21 protein-coding genes are annotated in these 18,833 nt (G+C 65.3%); 13 read left to right on the top strand and 8 right to left on the bottom strand.

The features are described from left to right. Nucleotides 1–229 precede the first annotated feature (229 nt). The 6 genes from HNQ08_RS18380 to HNQ08_RS18355 all read left to right on the top strand — a co-directional run bounded on the left by HNQ08_RS18380 (nucleotide 230) and on the right by HNQ08_RS18355 (nucleotide 5,231). A complete protein-coding gene (locus HNQ08_RS18380; protein WP_184135413.1) occupies nucleotides 230–724 on the top strand; it encodes a hypothetical protein in 495 nt (164 codons plus the stop codon). A 91-nt stretch (nucleotides 725–815) separates the two neighbouring features. Beyond that, on the top strand, nucleotides 816–2,276 hold the full coding sequence (locus HNQ08_RS18375) for a magnesium chelatase ATPase subunit I (protein WP_184135411.1): 1,461 nt from the start codon (nucleotides 816–818) through the stop codon (nucleotides 2,274–2,276). 75 nt (nucleotides 2,277–2,351) lie between these two features. After that, the gene (locus HNQ08_RS18370) at nucleotides 2,352–2,555 is read left to right on the top strand and encodes a tautomerase family protein (RefSeq protein WP_184135408.1); all 204 of its coding nucleotides are present in this window, start codon (nucleotides 2,352–2,354) and stop codon (nucleotides 2,553–2,555) included. Between the two features lie 12 nt (nucleotides 2,556–2,567). Further along, a complete protein-coding gene (locus tag HNQ08_RS18365; protein WP_229790114.1) occupies nucleotides 2,568–3,239 on the top strand; it encodes a hypothetical protein in 672 nt (223 codons plus the stop codon). A gap of 185 nt (nucleotides 3,240–3,424) precedes the next feature. Next, nucleotides 3,425–4,249 (top strand): CAP domain-containing protein, encoded by an 825-nt coding sequence (locus HNQ08_RS18360; RefSeq protein WP_184135406.1) that lies wholly within the window; start codon nucleotides 3,425–3,427, stop codon nucleotides 4,247–4,249. 199 nt (nucleotides 4,250–4,448) lie between these two features. Then, on the top strand, nucleotides 4,449–5,231 hold the full coding sequence (locus HNQ08_RS18355; RefSeq protein WP_184135403.1) for a CAP domain-containing protein: 783 nt from the start codon (nucleotides 4,449–4,451) through the stop codon (nucleotides 5,229–5,231). 67 nt (nucleotides 5,232–5,298) lie between these two features. On the opposite strand, the gene msrB is transcribed toward HNQ08_RS18355, so the two are convergent. Then, complete coding sequence (msrB, locus tag HNQ08_RS18350; protein ID WP_184135401.1) at nucleotides 5,299–5,763, bottom strand: peptide-methionine (R)-S-oxide reductase MsrB; 465 nt, start codon at nucleotides 5,761–5,763, stop codon at nucleotides 5,299–5,301. 201 nt (nucleotides 5,764–5,964) lie between these two features. On the opposite strand from msrB, the gene HNQ08_RS18345 reads away from it, so the two are divergent. Both HNQ08_RS18345 and HNQ08_RS18340 read left to right on the top strand, forming a co-directional pair. Beyond that, nucleotides 5,965–6,402 (top strand): four-helix bundle copper-binding protein, encoded by a 438-nt coding sequence (locus HNQ08_RS18345; RefSeq protein ID WP_184135398.1) that lies wholly within the window; start codon nucleotides 5,965–5,967, stop codon nucleotides 6,400–6,402. An 83-nt stretch (nucleotides 6,403–6,485) separates the two neighbouring features. Beyond that, a complete protein-coding gene (locus tag HNQ08_RS18340; RefSeq protein ID WP_221284290.1) occupies nucleotides 6,486–6,995 on the top strand; it encodes a DUF305 domain-containing protein in 510 nt (169 codons plus the stop codon). Nucleotide 6,996: 1 nt separating this feature from the next. Here HNQ08_RS18340 and HNQ08_RS18335 read toward each other — a convergent pair whose 3' ends face one another. Next, complete coding sequence (locus HNQ08_RS18335) at nucleotides 6,997–7,968, bottom strand: RluA family pseudouridine synthase (protein ID WP_229790113.1); 972 nt, start codon at nucleotides 7,966–7,968, stop codon at nucleotides 6,997–6,999. Nucleotides 7,969–8,072: 104 nt separating this feature from the next. Here HNQ08_RS18335 and HNQ08_RS18330 point away from each other — a divergent pair, with 104 nt between their 5' ends. From HNQ08_RS18330 to HNQ08_RS18310, 5 genes are all read left to right on the top strand, one after another. Beyond that, nucleotides 8,073–8,978 (top strand): ferritin-like domain-containing protein, encoded by a 906-nt coding sequence (locus tag HNQ08_RS18330; RefSeq protein ID WP_229790112.1) that lies wholly within the window; start codon nucleotides 8,073–8,075, stop codon nucleotides 8,976–8,978. Nucleotides 8,979–9,037: 59 nt separating this feature from the next. Then, a complete protein-coding gene (locus tag HNQ08_RS18325; protein ID WP_184135395.1) occupies nucleotides 9,038–9,778 on the top strand; it encodes a ferritin-like domain-containing protein in 741 nt (246 codons plus the stop codon). Nucleotides 9,779–9,876: 98 nt separating this feature from the next. Then, a complete protein-coding gene (locus HNQ08_RS18320; RefSeq protein ID WP_184135393.1) occupies nucleotides 9,877–10,140 on the top strand; it encodes a Sec-independent protein translocase subunit TatA/TatB in 264 nt (87 codons plus the stop codon). An 84-nt stretch (nucleotides 10,141–10,224) separates the two neighbouring features. Then, nucleotides 10,225–10,770 carry an RNA polymerase sigma factor gene (locus HNQ08_RS18315; protein WP_229790111.1) on the top strand — a complete coding sequence of 182 codons (546 nt, stop codon included), beginning with the start codon at nucleotides 10,225–10,227 and terminating at the stop codon, nucleotides 10,768–10,770. Nucleotides 10,771–10,873: 103 nt separating this feature from the next. Continuing rightward, on the top strand, nucleotides 10,874–11,563 hold the full coding sequence (locus tag HNQ08_RS18310; protein ID WP_184135390.1) for an anti-sigma factor: 690 nt from the start codon (nucleotides 10,874–10,876) through the stop codon (nucleotides 11,561–11,563). Between the two features lie 105 nt (nucleotides 11,564–11,668). Here the strand turns inward: HNQ08_RS18310 and HNQ08_RS18305 are convergent, their stop codons facing one another. The 6 genes from HNQ08_RS18305 to HNQ08_RS18280 all read right to left on the bottom strand — a co-directional run bounded on the left by HNQ08_RS18305 (nucleotide 11,669) and on the right by HNQ08_RS18280 (nucleotide 18,794). Then, nucleotides 11,669–13,504 carry an ATP-binding protein gene (locus tag HNQ08_RS18305; protein ID WP_184135387.1) on the bottom strand — a complete coding sequence of 612 codons (1,836 nt, stop codon included), beginning with the start codon at nucleotides 13,502–13,504 and terminating at the stop codon, nucleotides 11,669–11,671. Further along, the gene (locus HNQ08_RS18300) at nucleotides 13,501–14,589 is read right to left on the bottom strand and encodes a DNA double-strand break repair nuclease NurA (protein ID WP_184135385.1); all 1,089 of its coding nucleotides are present in this window, start codon (nucleotides 14,587–14,589) and stop codon (nucleotides 13,501–13,503) included. The genes HNQ08_RS18305 and HNQ08_RS18300 overlap by 4 nt, the downstream gene beginning before the upstream one ends. A gap of 57 nt (nucleotides 14,590–14,646) precedes the next feature. Then, nucleotides 14,647–15,399: an ABC transporter permease gene (locus HNQ08_RS18295; protein WP_425321359.1), complete on the bottom strand. Its 753-nt coding sequence runs from the start codon at nucleotides 15,397–15,399 to the stop codon at nucleotides 14,647–14,649. A gap of 10 nt (nucleotides 15,400–15,409) precedes the next feature. Then, entirely contained in the window at nucleotides 15,410–16,354 is a 945-nt protein-coding gene (locus HNQ08_RS18290; protein WP_184135382.1) for an ABC transporter ATP-binding protein, read from the bottom strand. A gap of 151 nt (nucleotides 16,355–16,505) precedes the next feature. Continuing rightward, the gene (locus tag HNQ08_RS18285) at nucleotides 16,506–17,687 is read right to left on the bottom strand and encodes an ABC transporter permease (RefSeq protein WP_229790110.1); all 1,182 of its coding nucleotides are present in this window, start codon (nucleotides 17,685–17,687) and stop codon (nucleotides 16,506–16,508) included. Between the two features lie 186 nt (nucleotides 17,688–17,873). Continuing rightward, entirely contained in the window at nucleotides 17,874–18,794 is a 921-nt protein-coding gene (locus tag HNQ08_RS18280; protein ID WP_184135380.1) for a glycine betaine ABC transporter substrate-binding protein, read from the bottom strand. Between the last annotated feature and the right edge of the window lie 39 nt (nucleotides 18,795–18,833).

The raw sequence follows: 18,833 nt of genomic DNA, 5'->3' as shown, positions 1-18,833 counted from the left end.
AACCACCAAGGCCGTCCCCGAAGGCCATCGGGCGCGAAGCGGACGGGCCTTCCGCAGCTGGACGGAGCAGGGCATGTAAGTAGAAACGCAGATTCTCTCGCCTGCCTACAACGCCAAAGAACTCCTGCCTAGCGCAGCGCCGCTCCCCCTGCCCCTCTGGGGTAGGGGGCTGGGGGGTGGGGCCGCCCGCACAAAGCCAGTCCCACTTCCCCTCTGCCATCATGTCCCCATGAGCGATCTCGACGGACGCATGGGCGGCCTCACGGCAGGCTACGACATCAAGGCCAAATGGGACGGCGAACGCCTGCGCGGGCGCGTCGGCGGGCACTTTCAGGGCAAGGACATTGACCTGACCCTGAAGGGTGGCAGGGTAGACGGTCGCATCGGCGGCGTGTTCGGCGGCTTCGATGCCCACGGCGAGATGGACGGTCAGCGGGTCCAGGTCCGCCTAGGCGGACGCATCGACGGCGACAACGTGGAATTGCAGGTCAGCGCCGACACCATCACGGGCCGTTTTTCGGGCCGCATTGATGGCAAGGACGTCAATCTGCGCCGGGATGGTCCCAGCCTGCGCGGACGCATCGGCGGACGAGTAGACGGCAAGGACGTGGACCTGGACTTCGGCCAGATTCCACCGGCCCTGGCGGCACTGGCGGCGGTGTGCGCCTTCAAGGCGCTGGAAGACGAGCAGAACGACGCGGCGGCCAGTTCCAGTTCATCGTGAACCCCTGAGCCCCGCCCCCGCTGTTCGCTGCCCCCGTTCTCCAGCAACCCGCACATTCGCCGTTCAGGCCCCGTGCTACGTTTTTTCGCATATGACCGCTGCAAACATGACCGCCAGAGCCAGGACGCTGGGTGAATTGCTGGAAACTCCCGGTTATGCCGGACGCACCCCTTTCGACGGAAAGATCAGACTGGTGCAGGACGAGGTCCGCGAGAACCTGACCCGCAAGCTCCGCAGCGGCGAGGAATTGTTCCCCGGCGTGGTGGGCTACGACGACACCGTGATTCCACAACTGGTCAACGCTCTGCTGGCACGGCAGAATTTCATCCTGCTGGGGCTGCGCGGTCAGGCCAAGAGCCGCATCCTGCGCGCGATCACCGAACTGCTGGATGACGTGGTCCCTGTGATCGACGGTGTGGACATGCCCGACGATCCTCTGAACCCAGTGGGCGCAGAGGGCAAGCACATGCTTGAAGCGCACGGCATGCACCTGCCGATTCGCTGGCTGCCCCGTGCGGACCGCTACGTGGAGAAGCTGGCCACGCCCGACGTGACGGTGGCGGACCTGATCGGCGATGTGGACCCGATCAAGGCCGCCCGCCTGGGCACCAGCCTGGGTGACACCCGCTCCATGCACTTCGGTCTGCTGCCGCGCGCCAATCGGGGCATCTTCGCGGTCAACGAGCTGGCGGACCTTGCGCCCAAGGTGCAGGTGGCGCTGTTCAACATCCTTCAGGAAGGCGACGTGCAGATCAAGGGCTACCCGATCCGCCTGGAATTGGATGTGATGCTGGTCTTCAGCGCCAACCCCGAGGACTACACCGCGCGCGGCAAGATCGTCACGCCGCTCAAGGACCGGATTGGCAGTGAGATCCGCACCCATTACCCCACCGACGTGAAACTGGGCATGGACATCACCGCGCAGGAAGCGGTCAAGGATGAGCGTGTGACCGTCCCCCCCTTCATGGCCGAACTGATCGAGGAAATCGCCTTCCAGGCCCGCGAGGACGGCCGCGTAGACAAGATGAGCGGCGTGTCGCAGCGCCTCCCGATCAGCCTGCTGGAGGTTGCTGCCGCCAACGCCGAGCGCCGCAGCCTGATGGGTGACGACGACGCGGTGGTGCGCGTCAGCGACGTGTACGCGGGCCTGCCGGCCATCACGGGCAAGATGGAGCTGGAATACGAGGGCGAGCTCAAAGGCGCGGACAACGTGGCGAAGGAAGTCATTCGCAAAGCGGCGGGCGCGGTCTACGGACGCCTGTGCGGCAGCATGGACACCCAGAAATTGGAGAAGTGGTTCGAGGACGGCAACGTCTTCCGCTTCCCGCAGTCCGGCAATGCGGGCGCGGCCATCAAGGCCACTAGGGAAGTGCCCGGCCTCAGCGACATCGCTGCCGAGGTGGCGGACAGCAACAGCGACGCCGTGCGGGTCAGCGCCGCTGAGTTCGTGCTGGAGGGGTTGTATGGCCGCAAGAAGCTCTCGCGTGCAGAGGAACTGTACGCCGCCCCCGAGCCCGAAACCCGTCAGCAGCGCGGCGGTCGCTGGAACTGATTGGCGCAAGCAGCCAATGGGGTCACTGGAAAAATCCGGTGGCTCCATTTTCTTTGCGAGCTTAGAATTGCCCCCATGCCCTACATCAACGTCCGGCTGACCCGCAAGGACATCACCACAGAGCAAAAAGCTCGGATTGTCCGGGAAATCACCGCCACCATGCAGAGCGTGTTGGGTAAGCGGCCCGAGAGTGTGCATGTCGTGATTGACGAGATCGACCCGGACAACTGGGGCTACGCAGGCGAGCTGACCTCCGAGCACCGCAAGCGCCAGCCTTAAATGGGCGGCACGGTGCTCCCCCCTATCCTGACCGAACTGACCGAGTATTTTGCGCCGCTCTCCACCCTACAAAGAGAGGAGAATGGCGCCGTCACGTTGCTGACGCCGGGCGTGAACGTGCTGGGATTGAACGCGACGTATCTGCCGGAAGACGTGCCGGACCTGCGCTCTCCCCTGGCATGGCATGAGGCGCAGAGCGTGCCGCCTCTGCTGGCCTCTCTGAAGACTGTTGTGGGAGCGCGTGAGGTGGCCGCGCTGGAGGTGGGGACATTCAAGCCCATCGAACCGCAAGCCACAGACCTTGTGGTGGAGCAGGTCAGCCGCCTACACCTGCAAAAGTGGGCCGATGTCCTGACAGCCGCGCACGGGACGCCCGAGTGGGCAACGCCGCTGGCCCGGCATCTGGCTGCACGTCTGGAGAGGCAGCGTGATTACCTGCCGCTGCTGGCCTACAGCGGCGCGGGCGAGGCCGTGGGGGCTCTGCTGTGGCAGGGCATCAATGGCAGGAGTGCGGCGCATCTCTGGGGAGCACTGAGCGAACCCGCCGCCGAGGCGCTGCTCGCAACTGCAGCTGCACTGGGACGGGATTTATGTGTTTCTCTATCCACAACGCCAATGCTTAAGACGAACAGCGCACTGGTCTATTCGGAAACTGTGAAATTTAGCTTAATGAATCGTCCGTAAAGTGTCTTTTCCGTCATCGAAGAGGACCTCAAGGGTTCTTCTATTTAGACTGAGTGAGAAAAGACGATTGTGAGGAAAGGTATTAAACAATGGTTCCCATGCACCCAGAAACGGATCAGCCTTTAATGAGAGATGAGAAATCTTTCCTCACGGTAAAGAGGATTCAGAGGCGTTTAATGCCGGACGTGCCTTTTTCCCTGAGACGATCCGCTGGCCTCGCTGCCGTGACCCTGACCGTGATCCTGAGTGCCTGTGGAACCACACCGCCGACGGCCACCGTGCCGGGTGATCTCGCCGCTGGTGCTGGCACCACCCTGAGTGCGCAGGCCGCCGCTTCCCTACAGCTCAATGTGGGCCAGACCCAGCAGATCAACATCTCTGTCGGCGGGCAGCCGGCCCAGCCTGGACAGCTCCGGTGGACTACCAGCAACGCAGCCGTCGCCACGGTGTCGCAAAACGGACTGGTCACCGCCGTCGCTGCCGGGAATGCTGTAGTCCGAACTGCACTGGTCAGCAACCCGGGCGCCTATCTAGACTTCAGCGTGACCGTGACCGCCGGCACGCCCGCCCCAGCGCCGACACCAGCGCCCACCCCCGACACCACAGTGGGACAGCAGGTGCTGCAATTGGTGAATGCGGCCCGCGCGCAGGCCCGCAGTTGCGGCAGCACCAGCTTCGCGGCGGCCCCGGCACTGACCCTGAACACACAGCTGGGACAGGCAGCACAGGGCCACGCCAGCGACATGGCCGCGCAGAACTACTTCAGCCACACCAGCAAGGATGGCCGGACCTTTGTGCAGCGCATCACCGCGACGGGCTACGCCTTCCGCACCATCGGCGAGAACATCGCCGCTGGGCAGTCCACCCCGCAGCAGGTCGTCGCGGGCTGGCTCCAGAGCGAGGGCCACTGCCGCAACATCATGAACCCCAGCTTCCGTGAACTGGGCGTGGGTTACGCCAAGGGCGGCAGCTACGGCCACTACTGGGTCCAGGACTTCGGCGCGCGCTGACCACGCGGTCTCCATCACAGCATGAAAAGCGGTGCCGGGAGCTTCCCGGGCACCGTTTTCTTTTGCACCTCCGGAGATCAATGGCCGGACCAGTGCTCTGGATTCGAGGGGCTTGTCCGGTCTCCCTGCCCCATCGTTCGCGGTGTTTCAGGGTGAATCTGCTTACGCTGTTCCATTCGGTGGATGCTCTAATGGGCCGGTGCGCCGTCGTCCATTCCTGCTGCTGCTCGTCTGCCTGGTCCCCGCGCTGGGTGCCTGTACCGTGTCGCGCCGTGCGGCCCAGCTGGAGCTGAGCAGCCCACAGGTGCTTCCCGCGGCCAGTCAACAAAAACTGACGGTGGGCCAGAGCATGCAGCTGGAGGTCACACTGAACGGGCGCAGGGTGCCGCCAGACGAGCTGAACTGGACCAGCAGCGACCCGCGCATCGTGTCGGTATCGGCGGGTGGGCTGGTGCAGGCCGCCGGGGCAGGCCAGGCGTTGGTGCGGGCAACCCAGACGGGGCCGGGCCGCACCCTGGCCGAGTTCCGCATGCAGGTCACGGCCCCGCCGCCCGCCACCCCGCAGCGCCTGGACTCACTGACCCGGCAGGTGCTGGAACTGACCAACGCCGCGCGGGCCAGGGGCCAGACCTGCGGCCGCGCCACCTATCCGCCAGCGCCGCCGCTGCAACCCGAGGCCCGGCTGGGAGCCGCGGCCCAGGGCCACGCCGCCGACATGGCCGCCCGCAACTACTTCAGCCACGTCAGCCAGGACGGACGGGCGCTGAAGGACCGGATCGACGCCACCGGCTACAGCTGGCGTCTGATTGCCGAGAACATCGCCGCCGGGCAGACGGACGCGCAGGAGGTCGTGACTGGCTGGCTGAACAGTGAGGGCCACTGCCGCAACCTGATGAACGCTGCCTACACCGAGCTCGGCCTCGGCCTGGCCCAGAACGCGGGCGGCAAACGGTACTGGGTGCAGGATTTCGGAACGCGCTGAGTGGGTTGAGGGCAGGTATCAGAAGGGGCGAGTCCAGTGCGGCTCGCCCCTTCCGGGTCTTCCAGCCTCAGCTGAACAGCTGACGGAACTCGCCGTAACCCTCGGTCTCCAGCCTGTCGGCTGGAATAAAGCGCAAGGACGCGGAGTTGATGCAGTAGCGCAGCCCCCCCTGATCCTGCGGCCCGTCGGGGAAGACGTGGCCCAGGTGCGAATCTGCACCGCCGGAACGGACCTCGGTCCGGGCGTAGCCGATCTTATAATCGGTGTTCTCGGTCAACCGGGTGTTCTGGAGGGGGCGGGTGAAACTGGGCCAGCCGCAGCCCGCATCGTACTTGTCGGCGCTGGAGAACAGCGGCTCACCGGAAACCACATCCACGTAGATACCGTCACCATCAGTATCCCAGTATTCGCCCGTGAAGGCCCGCTCGGTGCCCTCATGCTGGGTCACGCGGTACTGCTCGGGCGTCAGGCGCTCGCGCAATTCGGCGTCGCTGGGCTTGCTGTACTGGGGAGCCTTGGTCGTCTCGGTCATGCTCAGAAGTGTAGGAGCGCGGACCGCCCGTAACCGTGGTGGGCCAAACGCTGGGGGCTTGAGCCGTTCTTGGGACTTCTTGGCCGCAACTTGACCCGCGCTTGAGGCAGTCTTCAGAGAAAGGGCCGATTCACCCACCCCCGGCGCACAGTCCATAGGATGCGGGAAAGACATTCGCCCCTCTCTTCTGGAGGTTCCCGCATGACCCAGCACGCCAGCTCCACCCTTTCGCGTATGTTGCAGACCCATCCGCAGATCGGCCAGTCCCCATTCGATCTGAACGCCCTGACCGAATGCATTGACGCCTGTTTCGAGTGCGCGCAGGTCTGCACTTCGTGCGCCGACGCCTGTCTGGGCGAGACTGAACACGCCGGACACCTGACCCACTGCATCCGGATCAACCTGGACTGCGCCGACATCTGCACCACCACCGGGCGCGCGCTGATCCGCCAGACCCAGCCTGAGATGAACGTGATCCGGGCTCAGCTCCAGGCCTGCCTGACAGCTTGCAAAGCCTGTGGCGACGAATGCCAGCAGCATGCTGAGAAGATGGACATGAAGCACTGCGCGGTCTGTGCTGAAGCCTGCCGCCGCTGCGAACAAGCCTGTCAGCAGATGCTCGGCGGCCTAAGCGCCTGACCTTTCCACCGTCACTTCCCGCCCGCGCCGTCTGCCCCAGCCACCATGCTGGCAGACGGCTTTTGCGGGCGCAGGAGGATCGCATGAACCAACCTACCCCCCGGCCGTCCCAGACCAGCAGCGACAAACCGATGGGCAAGATGGGCGGCAGCTACGGTCGTTTCGCGGCCATGATCGCCACATCCACAGTCATCATGTACGGGCTGATGTACCTGAACACCTATCAGCTGGACCACGTGTACTTCAGCCAGACGCGCCTGTGGATGGCGCTGTACATGGGCGCGACGATGGCCGTGATCATGCTGGGTTACATGCTGAACATGTACAAGAACCGGCGGGTCAATCTGGGAATCTTTCTGGGCAGCGTCGCCGTGTTCGCCGGAGCGCTGTGGCTGCTGCGCTCGCAGGCCACCGTGAGCGACGTGGCGTACATGAAAGCCATGATTCCGCACCACTCGATCGCCATCCTGACCAGTTCGCGCGCCCAGATCAGTGATCCCCGCGTGCGCGAACTGGCCGACGGCATTATTGAGACCCAGCGCCGCGAGATCGCCGAGATGAAGGCGCTGATTGCGGATCTGGAGAGCCGCTGACTCAATCCAGCCTCTCCAGATTGCCTGGTAACGCTCCGCCCAGCGCCACCCATGCGCTCAGCAGGTCATCCGGCGCGGGGGCGTGCAGGTGCAGGGTGTCGCCAGTCAGGGGATGGGGCAATTCCAGAAACTGGGCGTGCAGGGCCTGTCGGGGCATCACGTCGCTGGCGCGGCCATACACCGTGTCGCCCAGAATCGGGCTGCCCAGGTGCGACAGATGCACGCGCAGCTGGTGGGTCCGGCCTGTACGCGGCTGGGCCCGAACCAGCGTCAGCGTGCGCCCATATCCATCCGGATGGGCGGCCAACGGCGTGAACAGGGTCTGCGCTTCCCGCGCGTTCGCACCGCCCACGGTCATGCGTTGACGCTGCACCGGATGACGGCCCACCGGCGCGTCGACCCGAACCGGCTGGGCAGCCTTCCAACCGCCGGCGGCAATCGCCAGGTAGCTCTTGCGGGTCTCTCTGTCCTTGAAGGCGGCGGCCAGCCGGGCGTGGGCCTCCACCGTCTTGGCGACCACGATCACACCGCTGGTGTCCTTGTCCAGTCGGTGAACGATGCCGGGACGGTAACCACCCTCGCTGTCGAAATCCGTCTGCTGGGGCAGGTCCATACGCCCCAGCAGGGCATTGACCAACGTGCCGCTGCGAACACCCGGCGCGGGATGGGTGATCATCCCGGCTGGCTTGTTCACGGCAATCAGGGATTCGTCCTCAAACAGCACGTCCAGCGGGACCTGCTCGGCCTCCACGGACGCTTCGGGCAGAGGCGGCACCTGCACTGTCAGGACCTCACCTCCACGCAGTTTAAAGCTGACTCTGGCATGCGCTTCGCCGTCCACTTGGACCAGACCGCCCGCAATCCAGCCCGCCACTTGCGAACGACTGTGGCCAGTCAGGGTGGCCAGCACGGCGTCCAGACGGCCCGGTGTGGCCTCGACGGTCAGCAGGGAGGGCGGCGACTCGGTGCTCACGCCGGACAGTTTAGGCGTTGACCGCCACCAACGGTCCAACCTTCACCCGGCCTTTAGGCTTTCCTGCTGTCTGATCCGATCCTGCGCCGCGTGCATATACCCGATTGAGCGATGTTTCTGCGGGCGGCCCCAGCGGCCACCTGCGCAAGCAGGACCCCGCCCAGATTGCCAAGGTCTGGCGGGATGAAAAGGCGACCAACGCCGCTCAAGGGAGGATTTTCATGCCGGAGAACGTAGAAATGACGAGCGCAGAGATCACGCAGGGCCAGGGGACTTCTCGCCGCCAGTTCATGGGCTACCTGGGTCTGGCTGGTGCAGGCGCAGCGCTGGTGGCCTGTAACCCCACCCCCACGCCTCAACCCGGTCAGATGACGGATGCTGAGAAGCGGGATATCGGGATCCTGAACTACGCCCTGACGCTGGAATACCTGGAAGCCGACTTCTACAATCAGTTCACGGGCAACGGCGTTAATGCCTCCAAGTTGAGCAACCCGCAGGTCAGGGAGTACGCCAAGGAGATTGCGGCGCATGAGAACTCCCACGTCGCGGCGCTGAAGGCAACTATTACTGAGCTGGGTGGTACGCCTGTGGCCAAGCCCACTTTCGATTTTAAGCCGCTGATTGGTGGCAAAACCGTCAACGACGAGATGTTCCTGGCGCTGGCCGCCACCTTCGAGCCGATCGGCGTCCGCGCCTACCTGGGCCAGGTGGCCCGCCTGACCAACCCCAAACTGGTGGCCACCGCTGGAGCGATCCACGCTGTTGAAGCCAACCATGTGTCCGCCGTACAGGAACTGCGTGTGTCGCTTGGTTACAACAAGGACCCGGAGCGCCAGACCAGCATTGCCCCACAGCCCGGCCTGGACACTGACGAGAACAATGCCAAGATCACCGACGCCTCCAAGTTCAATGCGGACTATTCCCCGACGCCGACGGCGCTCTGGAAAGAGTTGACGATGGATCAAGTTCTGGAGATCGTCAAGCCGGTCATCGTCACGCCTGCGTCGTAGATCGGCGCTTCCACAGGCTGCCCGAAACTCGTTCCCGTGATCCCAGAGGAGATGCCCACATGACCACCCCTACCCCCAACCGCCGTTCGTTCCTGAAATTCGCCGGAGCTGGCGCGGGCGCAGTAATGCTCGGCGGCCTGAACATGACCGCCCTGGCTGCAACTAGCGTGGCCACCAAGAGCCCGCAGCAAGACATTGAGATCCTGAATTACGCTCTTCTACTGGAGTATCTGGAAGCCGAGTTCTACAACACCTTTTCCGCAACCGGCGCCCTGCGGAGCAAACTGACCAACGCCCGCGTCAAGACCTACGCTGACCAGATAGCGGCCCACGAAAACGCCCACGTCACGGTGCTTCAGAAAACCATTACAGATCTGAAGGGCACTCCAATTCAGAAGCCCAAGATCGACTTTGGTCCGTTGCTGAAGAATCCAGACGGAAGCGCTAAAACCGTCAACGATGAGCTTTTCCTGGCGCTGGCCGCCACCTTCGAGCCGATTGGCGTCCGGGCCTACCTGGGGCAGGCTGACAAGATCCAGGCAGCTGGCCTTCTGACCGCCGCCGCCAGCATTCTGGCCGTAGAAGCCAACCATGCCAGCGGCATTCAGGAACTGCGCCGTGAGCTGGGTTACACCAAAGCTGACCAGCAGACGTCGATTGCGCCGCAACCCAAGGGTGGCGACACCGTGACCAGCACCGGCCAGTTCAACCTCGACTACTCGCCCACGCCGACGGATTTCTGGACGCCGCTGGATATGGCCACTGTCACAAAAATTGTCACCCCCCTCTTGCCCAGCTGAGAGCACACGCTTGACCCGTCCTCAGGGGACGCAGGCTGGCCTTTGGGCAGCCCGTCCCCTGATCTGTTCCCTCATCTTTCGCCTTGGAGGTAAGTACCATGCCCAACATTGGCCCCGCAGAACTGATCGTGATTCTCCTTGTCGCCCTGGTGGTCTTTGGCCCCCGCAAGCTGCCCGAACTGGGCAAGAGCCTGGGCCACGGCCTGCGCGAATTCCGCAAGAGCACCCAGGGTCTCAAGGCCGAGTTTGACGGCGCAAATATCGTCGCCAGCCCTGTCGTGGATCAGCCCATCACGGTAGCCCAGCCTGCAGCCCCCATGGCCGCTGCCGCTGTGACACCGCAGCGCAACGCAGAAGCCTGAGGCACCCAGACCCGATCAATAAAGTTGTCCCAATACTCATGAAGCTGCCGGGGTTCCCACACTTGATAGGGTGATCTTCACCTTATGAGCCTACCCACTCTTCCCCCCGATGCTCCAGATGTGGCACTGATCCAGGCCATGGCGGACGGGCAGGAAGACGCCCTGCGCGAGTTGCATGACCGTTATGCCCGGTTGCTGTACGCCCTGGGTCACCGGATGCTCCACCAAACCGACGATGTAGAAAGCTGTGTTCAGGACGCCTTCATGAATGCCTGGAAACATGCCGGGCGCTTTGATGCCTCGCGGGCCAGCGTGAAGACTTGGCTGGTCAGCATCGCGCACCACCGCTTTTTGCAGGAATTGCGTGACCGCCCCCAGACCCCGCTGGAAATCGAGGACTGGGACGCGCCCACCGCTGCCGCCGATCCCACCGATCGGTTGCTGGCAGAGCAGGCAGTGCAGGGCCTGGAAACGGATCAGCGAAAACTGATCGAACTGGCCTATTACCGGGGTTATACCCACAGTGAACTGGCTGTGTTGCTGGGACTGCCGGTAGGCACCGTCAAATCACGACTCCGTTCGGCCCTGGGGCGCATGAAGGCCCTGCTCGGCCCCTCCGGCACCCTCTGAGCCCGGCCCCGCGCCAGAAGTTCCCAATCCTCATTCCATACGCTCAAGATGGAAAGGTTATGATCCGCTCTGACCTTACTGAGCAAAAGGCAGGTGAACACGCATGTCCATCCAACGAGACGATCTGATCGCCCTGGCCCTGGGCACCCTGTCCCCACAGGATGAGGCGCGTGTCCAGGCGGCGCTTGAGGCTGACCCTGAATTGCAGGCTGAGTACAGCAGCGACCTGGCCGCCCTGCACGCCCTGGCCGACCACCTGCCTCCCGCCCAGGTGCCAGAGGGGGCCGCCGACCGACTGATGGCCAGGGTGCGCGCTGAGCGTCAGGCCGCCCCTCCCCCCCTGCCTTTGACGCCTGCTCAAGCGCAGGAGGCCCCAACGAAGGCGCAGTCGGGCCGCAAGAACTGGGGGCTGGGTCTGGGTGCCCTGGGGCTGGCCGCCGCCCTGGCCCTGTTCTTTGCGCTGCGTCCCCCCGCCGATCCGCTCACCCGTTACGCGGCAATGCCCGGCGCGGTGAGCCAGCCCCTGACCGGCGCGGATCAGACGCAGATCGGCCAGGTGGTGCGCCTGGAAAACGGCAGCGCCTTCCTGTACCTGAGCGCCGCACCGCCGAGCGACCGTGTGTACCAGCTGTGGAAGATCGAAGGGGGCACACCGGTTTCGCTGGGCGTGATCGACGGTCAGGGCAAGCTGGTGCAGGACGCTCCCGACGGCCTGACGCTGGCCGTCAGCGTAGAGCCGCCGGGCGGCAGCGAGCAGCCCACCACGACGCCGATCCTGGTACAGCAGCTGTAGTAGGTGGGAAGGGGTGATGTTTCATCCCTGTTCACCGTCCCCTGAAGCCTCAATTGTTGAAGCCGACGCCTGGATGGGCGTTTTTTGGTGCCCGCCTCTCCCTGCTCAGCGCAGCCATTCGTCGCCCACCTCCACCACATCGCGGCCTGCCAGATCGTCCACCTCGTCGCCGCGGGTGGCCCAGGCGGGGAAGGGGTAATTGACCAGCACGGGGTTCGGCACGTCCGGCTGAGACACCAGCATGGTGCCAGGTTGCAGAATGCCCGCGCGGGCGCGGAAGCTCTGGGGCAGGAAACGGTATTCGGGGCGCTCGGCCTCGGCCAGATCCAGACGGCCCACCACACGGATGGCCGCGTTGGACACGATCCGCCGCTCCACTTCGCTGGCGGTCTGCTGCGCGCCGATCAGGATAATGCCCAGCGAGCGGCCCCGCTCGGCGATCTCCAGCAGGATGTCCTTGATCGGGCTGCCGTCGTCGCGCGGGGCGTACTTGTTCAGCTCGTCCAGCACCACGAACACGGTGTCCTGCCGCCCGTACCTTTCCTTGTGGTCAAAGACCTGCCGCAGCAGCACGCCCACCACAAACATCTGTGCCGGGCCGGACAGGTTGTGAATGTCCACCACGCTCAACTGCGCGCCGCTCAGCAGATTGGGGCGGTAGCGATTGGCCTCGGCTTCCGTCAGATCGCCGCGAATCAGGGGCGTCAGGTGCTTCTGCACGCCGCGCAGCCGCCGCGTGAAGGCGCGCAGGGTGCCCGGTGCCTGCTTAAGCACCCATTTGGGATCGCCCTCACCGTCGCGGTCATCCAGCAGTTTGAACTCGATGTACGAGATCAACTGCTCGAAGGTGCGGAGATTGACGCCGCCCAGATCACCGAATTCGAGATCCTCGGGCGGGGTCTCGCTCACGTCCACCTGCCAGTCGTCCACCTTGAGCCCGGTGCCCCGGTCGCTCTGCGCCCCGGCCAGTCGAAACAGCTTTTCCTCGATGTTGCCGATCACGAAGCCCAGGTTCAGGCTGCTGCCCGCATCCGAGAAGACGTACTGCAACAGGCGGTTGGCACAGAACTCGCGCAGGGTAAAGACGAACGGCGTGACCCCCTCTGAGCGCTGATCGGTGTGGGGAACAATCGCGCTGCCCGCCGTGCCCGCGCGGGGCGGGGCCAGGAACTGGGTGTCGCGGAAGGGGGTCATCGGCAGGCCCAGCAGGGCGTAACGGTCCCCGGCGAAGCCCTTGTTAGCGCTGGCCTCGGCCTCCTTCTTCACCACCTTGCTGTTGGGTTTGTCCAGAAACAGCAGGTCCTCGCCCTTGACGTTGAAGATGATCGCCCGTCCGCCGGAACTGCCCGCCATGCGCCCGCCACTCTCCTGGGCCACGCGGTCCATCACGCCGCTACGGAAGATGCTGTGCAGCAGGAACAGCGCGTAACTGGTCTTGGTCGCCACGCCCGAGATGCCGGAAATGTTGATGTGCCCGCCGCTCTCGCCGTTGACGAAGCGGAAATTGAGCGGCAAGGGCTGACCGTCTGCCAGCAGTCCGCCGGGAAAACCCGCCTGGCCCATCTTGTCGGCGCTGAGGGCCATCTTCAGGTCGTCCCCGCGCGCGTGCCGCACCGCGTCACCAGGTTGCGGCGGAATGAAGTTCTCGGGGTCCACCCGCGTGACCAGCACCCGCGCCGCATAGCTGACGCTGGCGGGCAGGATGCCGGCCACCACATCCTCCACGTCGGACTCGAAGGTCACACCCTCGTGCCGCTTGCGGACGTTGTCCACCAGACCGTAGAAGCGCACCGGGCGGCCATCGGGCTTCAAGGTTTCGACCACGACCAGATCGTCGAGTTGCACGCTTGCGCCGCTGCTCACGGCAAACCAGAAGACGGTAGGCGTCACGTCCTCGGTGCCCAGCACCATGCCAATGCGGCTGGCCGAGGTTCCGGTCATGCCACGGCCCCCTCGATTTCAACCCGGCCCAGCTCGCGGGCCAGGTGCGAGCGGATGCGGCGCGTGACCAGTTCGGCGCTGCCCATCGCGCGGCCCATCGCCTGTTCCAGCGCGGCGGTGGGGATCAGGTTCTGCGGCGCCCGGGCGTCCTTGTGCGGCATGCTGGCCAGTTTGCACAGCAGCCGCCCCGACAGGTTGGCAATGTCCAGCACACCGCGCGGCACGAAATCGCTGTCTTCAGGGGCGTGCATTTCCAGCCGCATCACCCCTGCCAAAGGGTGCTGGTAGAACGGCGGATCGCACAGGCGCACGTACCATGTGAAGCGCTGCTCGCGGCCCTCACTACCCTGACCGGCGCTGTCGTGACCGCCCCCCTGATCGCCCACCCGGAAGCGCAGGACCGGGGTCCGCTCGCCTGGTTTCAGCGTGCCCAGCAGGCCAATCCGGTCCGCACCCAGGTAATCCGTGTGCAGCGTCTTCACGTAGCCCAGCACCGCGCGGCCCGCGCCACCGATGCGCACCGGACCGTCTTGCAGGACCAGCGTGTCGGGCAGGGCGTTGGGGTCTGATGTGTCCAATGGCAGGGCGGAGGCCAGCCGGTGGCTGAGTTCGGCCTCGGCATCGAGCATCAGGCGCTGGACCTTGCTTTTCGCCCCCTCCAGCCCGCTGCCCGAAAAGACATGCGGCGTGTACTCCAGCCGTCCGGTGTGCGGATTGCGCGGGCTGAGCCGCTCTGCTTTCACCGCCGCGCCGCTCTCGCTGCTGTGGGCCAGAACGCGCTGGGCGGCCACCTCCAGCAGTTCGGCCTGCCGCGTGCCGTGCGGGCACAGGTCCACCGCGCCCGCCACAAAAGCGCCGAAGCCCGCCAGGCTCAGACCGCCCACCTCGTCGTCGAGCAGCAGACGGGCCTCCATGCGCGGTTTGCCGTCCACGACCAGCACCCGCCGGAGCCGCGCCGGCAGGTCACGTGGCGCGATGGCGGCCCACACCTCTGTTTCCGCATTGAAGACCAGCCCGGCAAAGGGCTTGAGGGTCAGTTGGCCATCCTGGGTATCCACCGGCCAGGGGTCGAGACGAATCCGCATGCTGGGCATTCTAGGGCGGGGCGGGGCGGCTGACCGGTCAACCTGCCCCAAGGTCGGCTACCGCTCGCCCGGCGACGGCGACAGCAGTTCCAGCAATGCGTCCAGGCTCAGGGCCAGCAAGCCGGCCAGCACCGCGCCGATCAACACCAGCCCTGTGTTCTGCTGCGACAACCCGTTGATGATCAGGCTGCCCAAGCCGCTCGCGCCCAGCGCCGCGCCAATCGTCGCCGTGCCGACGTTGTAGACCGTGCTGGTGCGGATTCCAGCCATCAGCACCGGGAGGCTGAGGGGCAGTTCCACCCGCAGCAGGCGCTGCCGGGGCGTCATGCCCACGCCGCGCGCCGCGTCCAGCACCCCCGCGTCCACCGCCAGCAGCCCCGCAATCCCATTGGACACCACCGGCACCAGCCCGTACAGGACCAGCCCCAGGACGGTGGGCGGCAGGCCCAGCCCCAGGGTGGGCACGGCCAGAGCCAGAATGGCGATGGTGGGCACCGTCTGCCCCAATCCGGTGACCGTCTCGGTCAGGCGCATCAGGGCGGCGCGGCCCGGACGGGTCACGAACACGGCCAGCGGCACGCCGATCAGCAGCACGATCAGTTCCGCGCCCAGAACCAGTTCCAGATGAATCAGGGTTAGCCGCCACAGGGGCCGTCCCCCGGTGTCCGGCGGAATCCCTGCCGAGAGCGGCGCGAACAGACTGGACAGCACCCCCGGAATCAGGCAGATCAGCAGGAGTGCGGGCCACACCAAGGCCAGCAGCCGTGCGGAGCCGCCCCGGCGCGTCCTGGCGGCGCGGGCCACCGTCACCGGGACACCCTCATCCCGCCTCTTCCAGCGCCTGCCACGTCAATACGCCCTGCACCTGCCCGCCCTCGTCCAGCACCGCCAGGGCGTCAGAGCGCTGGCCCAGCATGACGCTCAGGGCACTGCGGACATTCAGTGATCCGCTGATCTGCGGCAGGCCGGTGGCGTCGCCGGGCCGGGCCAGTTGAGAGGCGGTCAAGCCTGCCAGCTGGCGCAGCAGCGCGTCCTCGCCCAGAAACTGCCGCACGAATTCGCTCTCGGGGTGGCGCACCAGCGCGTTGGGCGTGCCAAACTGCGCCAGTTCTCCGGCCGACAACAGCGCCACACGGTCCCCCAGGCGCAACGCCTCATCAATGTCGTGCGTCACCAGCACGATGGTTTTCTGCAAGCGGCGCTGGATGTCCAGGAACGCCTCCTGCAACTTGTCGCGGGCCAGAGGATCCAGGGCACCGAAGGGTTCGTCCATCAGCAGCACCGGAGGATCGGCGGCCAGCGCCCTGGCCACCCCCACCCGCTGCGCCTGCCCGCCGGACAGCTCGTGCGGGTGTTTGTCGGCAAATTGCCCCGGCTCCAGACCGACCAGTTCCAGCAGCGCACGCGCCCGCTCGCGCGTCTGCGCCCTGGGACGGCCCAGTAGATCGGGCACGGTGGCGACGTTCTGCAGCACGCTCAGGTGCGGAAACAGCCCGATCTGCTGGATCACGTAGCCGATCTGCCGCCGCAGGTCTTCGGGGCGCTGGGCCATGATGTCCTGGCCGTCCAGCAGAATCTTGCCCCCGGTCGGCTCGGTCAGGCGGTTGATCATCCGCAGGGTGGTGGTCTTGCCGCAGCCTGAAGGCCCCAGCAGCGCGGTGATCTTGCCGTCAGGAAAGGTGAGGCTGAGGTCCTTGACGGCGTAGAACGTCTCGCCGGAGGCCTCGTTGACGTACTTCTTCTCAAGGTGTTGAAGTTCAATCATGGTTGACTCCGGAGGCGGGGATTCATGGTTGCGGGGTCACGGTGGAAGGGAACAAGCCCCGACGCCTCATTTGTTTCTGTCGCCTGTCTGGCGGTCTCCTCAATCCGCGGCTTCGCGGGGCCCAGACCCGGCAAGGGAAATAGAAAGTCTTTCACCCTCTCCCCCACTGCCGCGCCAGCAGCACTTCCAGGCCGCGCAGCAGGGCGTCCACCCCAATGGCCAGCAGCGCGGCGGGAATCGCGCCCAGCAGGATCAGATCGCTGGCCGCCGTCTGCAGGCCGCTGAAGATGAAATAGCCCAGCCCGCCCGCACCGATCAGCTGCGCGATGCTGGCGACGCCCACGAGCAGCACCGCGGCCTGCCGGATGCCCGAGAGCCACACCGGCAGCGCCAGCGGCAACTGCACCCGCCAGAAGCGCTGATTGTCAGTCATGCCCATGCCGCGTGCGGCGTCCAGCGCTCCGGGCGACACGCCGCGCAGGGCCACCAGCCCGTTTCTCAGGACGGGCAGCAGCGCGTACAGCGTCAGGGCGGTCAGCGCCGGAGCCGTGCCGATCCCGCTGACACCGACTTGCCGCAGAAACGGCAGCGCGGTGGCCAACGCCCCCAGCGGCGCAATCAGCAGGCCCAGCAGCGCCAGACTGGGAATGGTCTGGACGCCGTTGGCAAAACCCAGCACGGCGTCTGCCGCGCGGGGCCGACGCGAGGCCCACACCGCCAGCGGAGCGCCGATCAGCACGGCCAGGCCGAGCCCGGTCAGCACCAGCTTCAGGTGTTGCCCCACCTCCTGCAGGAAGCGGGCCTGCTGGGCATCCAGTTCGCGCAACACGGACCATGCGGCCAGCTGCCCGGTCAACGCCAGCACGATCAGCACGGGCAGCCACAGCCAGGACAGCCAGGCCCACAAGCGCCCCGGCACCCTGATCTGGCCCGCGCCGTACACCGCGGTCCCCGCTCCCAGCAACCACACCCACACCCCGCTGCTGGCGCTGGCCCGCGCGATGTCAGATTGGTCCAGCATGGCGGCGCTCATGCGGGCCCCCAGCAGGTAGAAGCCCAGGGCCAGTGCCAGACCGCTCAGCAACGGCGCCATCCGCACCAGGAAGCGGGCCGACAGGGGAAGGGCCAGCGCCAGGACCGCGCATACCCCCACCCACACGGCAGGCAAGTTCATATACACGCCCGATGCCAGTCGGTTAGGCCGCAACAGTGCCCACGGCAGGACACAGGCCGCCAGCATCAACGCGCCGGCCAGCCAGAAGATCAGCTGCACGTCCGGCGAGGCAGACAGACGGCGCGGCTTGACCTCGGGCACTACGGGAGCAACGGTCATGAATTCGGAAGGGTCAAGGGCAATCTTCTCCAGGGGCGAAAGGGAAAACCAGGCTCATCATTCAGGAGGGAGAGGCCCCTCACCGTCCAATTCACTTTATTTTTGTTCAACATCGTACCGAAACGGGAAGAGGCAGCGGGTGGCGGCATTGACCGGCCTTCCCACTGCCCCGAGAACCGGTTGGGTTTATTTGATCAGGTTCTTGGACTTCAGGTATTCCTGAGCCACCGCCTGCGGGGTGCGACCTTCCAGCGCCACCTTGGCGTTCAGCCCCTGCAGGGTGCTGGCGTTCAGGCTGGCAAACACCTTGTTGAGGGCCGCCTCGATCTGCGGATTTTCCTTCAGCGTGCTGGTGCGGATGATCGGCGCAGGCTGGTACACGAACTGCGCGCCCTTGGGATCGGTCAGTGCCACCATGCTCAGGGCCGCGAGGGTGCCGTCGGTGCCGTAAGCCATTGCCGCATTGACACCATTGGTGCCGTTGGAGGCAGCCTGCTGCGCCTGCGGAGGCGTTGCGCCGGCCAGCACCAGCTTCTGATCGGGCTTGAGCTTGAAGCCGTAGGCGGCCTCAAAGGCAGGGAAGGTGTCGGGGCGGCTGAAGTACTCGGGACTGCCCGCGATCTTGAACTTGCCGCCGGCGCCAATGTACTTGGCCAGATCGGCCACGCTCTTGAGTTTCTGGGCCGTCGCCAGCTTCTGCGGCACCGAGATCACCCAGGTGTTGTTCACGTTGGCGGGCTTGAGCCACGTGATGCCGTTCTTGCTGTCCAGTTGCCGTGCCAGACCGTAGATGGTTCCGGGATTGCCCGCCTGCTTGGGCGTGATCTTGGCTGCCGGGAACAGGTAGACCGCGTTACCGGTGTACTCGGGGTACACGTCGATTTCTCCGGCCAGGATCGCCTTGCGGTTCACGCCGGTGTCACCCAGATTGGTCTTGTCGGTGGTCTCCAGACCCGCGTTCTTGAGGGTCAACAGAATCATCTGTCCCAGAATCTGCGCTTCGGGATCGAGTTTGCTGCCCACCACAATGGGCTTGGCAGAGGCGGCAGCCAGCAGCGATGCGGCAAGGAGAGCAAATGTTGAACGGGTCAGAGTTGATACTTTCATGCAAAACCTCCAGCGGGAGACCAATAGAATGTAGGAGTG

This window comes from Deinococcus humi, from assembly GCF_014201875.1.
Taxonomy (GTDB): Bacteria; Deinococcota; Deinococci; order Deinococcales; family Deinococcaceae; genus Deinococcus; species Deinococcus humi.
Note: the sequence above shows the minus strand (reverse complement) of the source record. Positions and strands in the feature narration are given on the sequence as shown.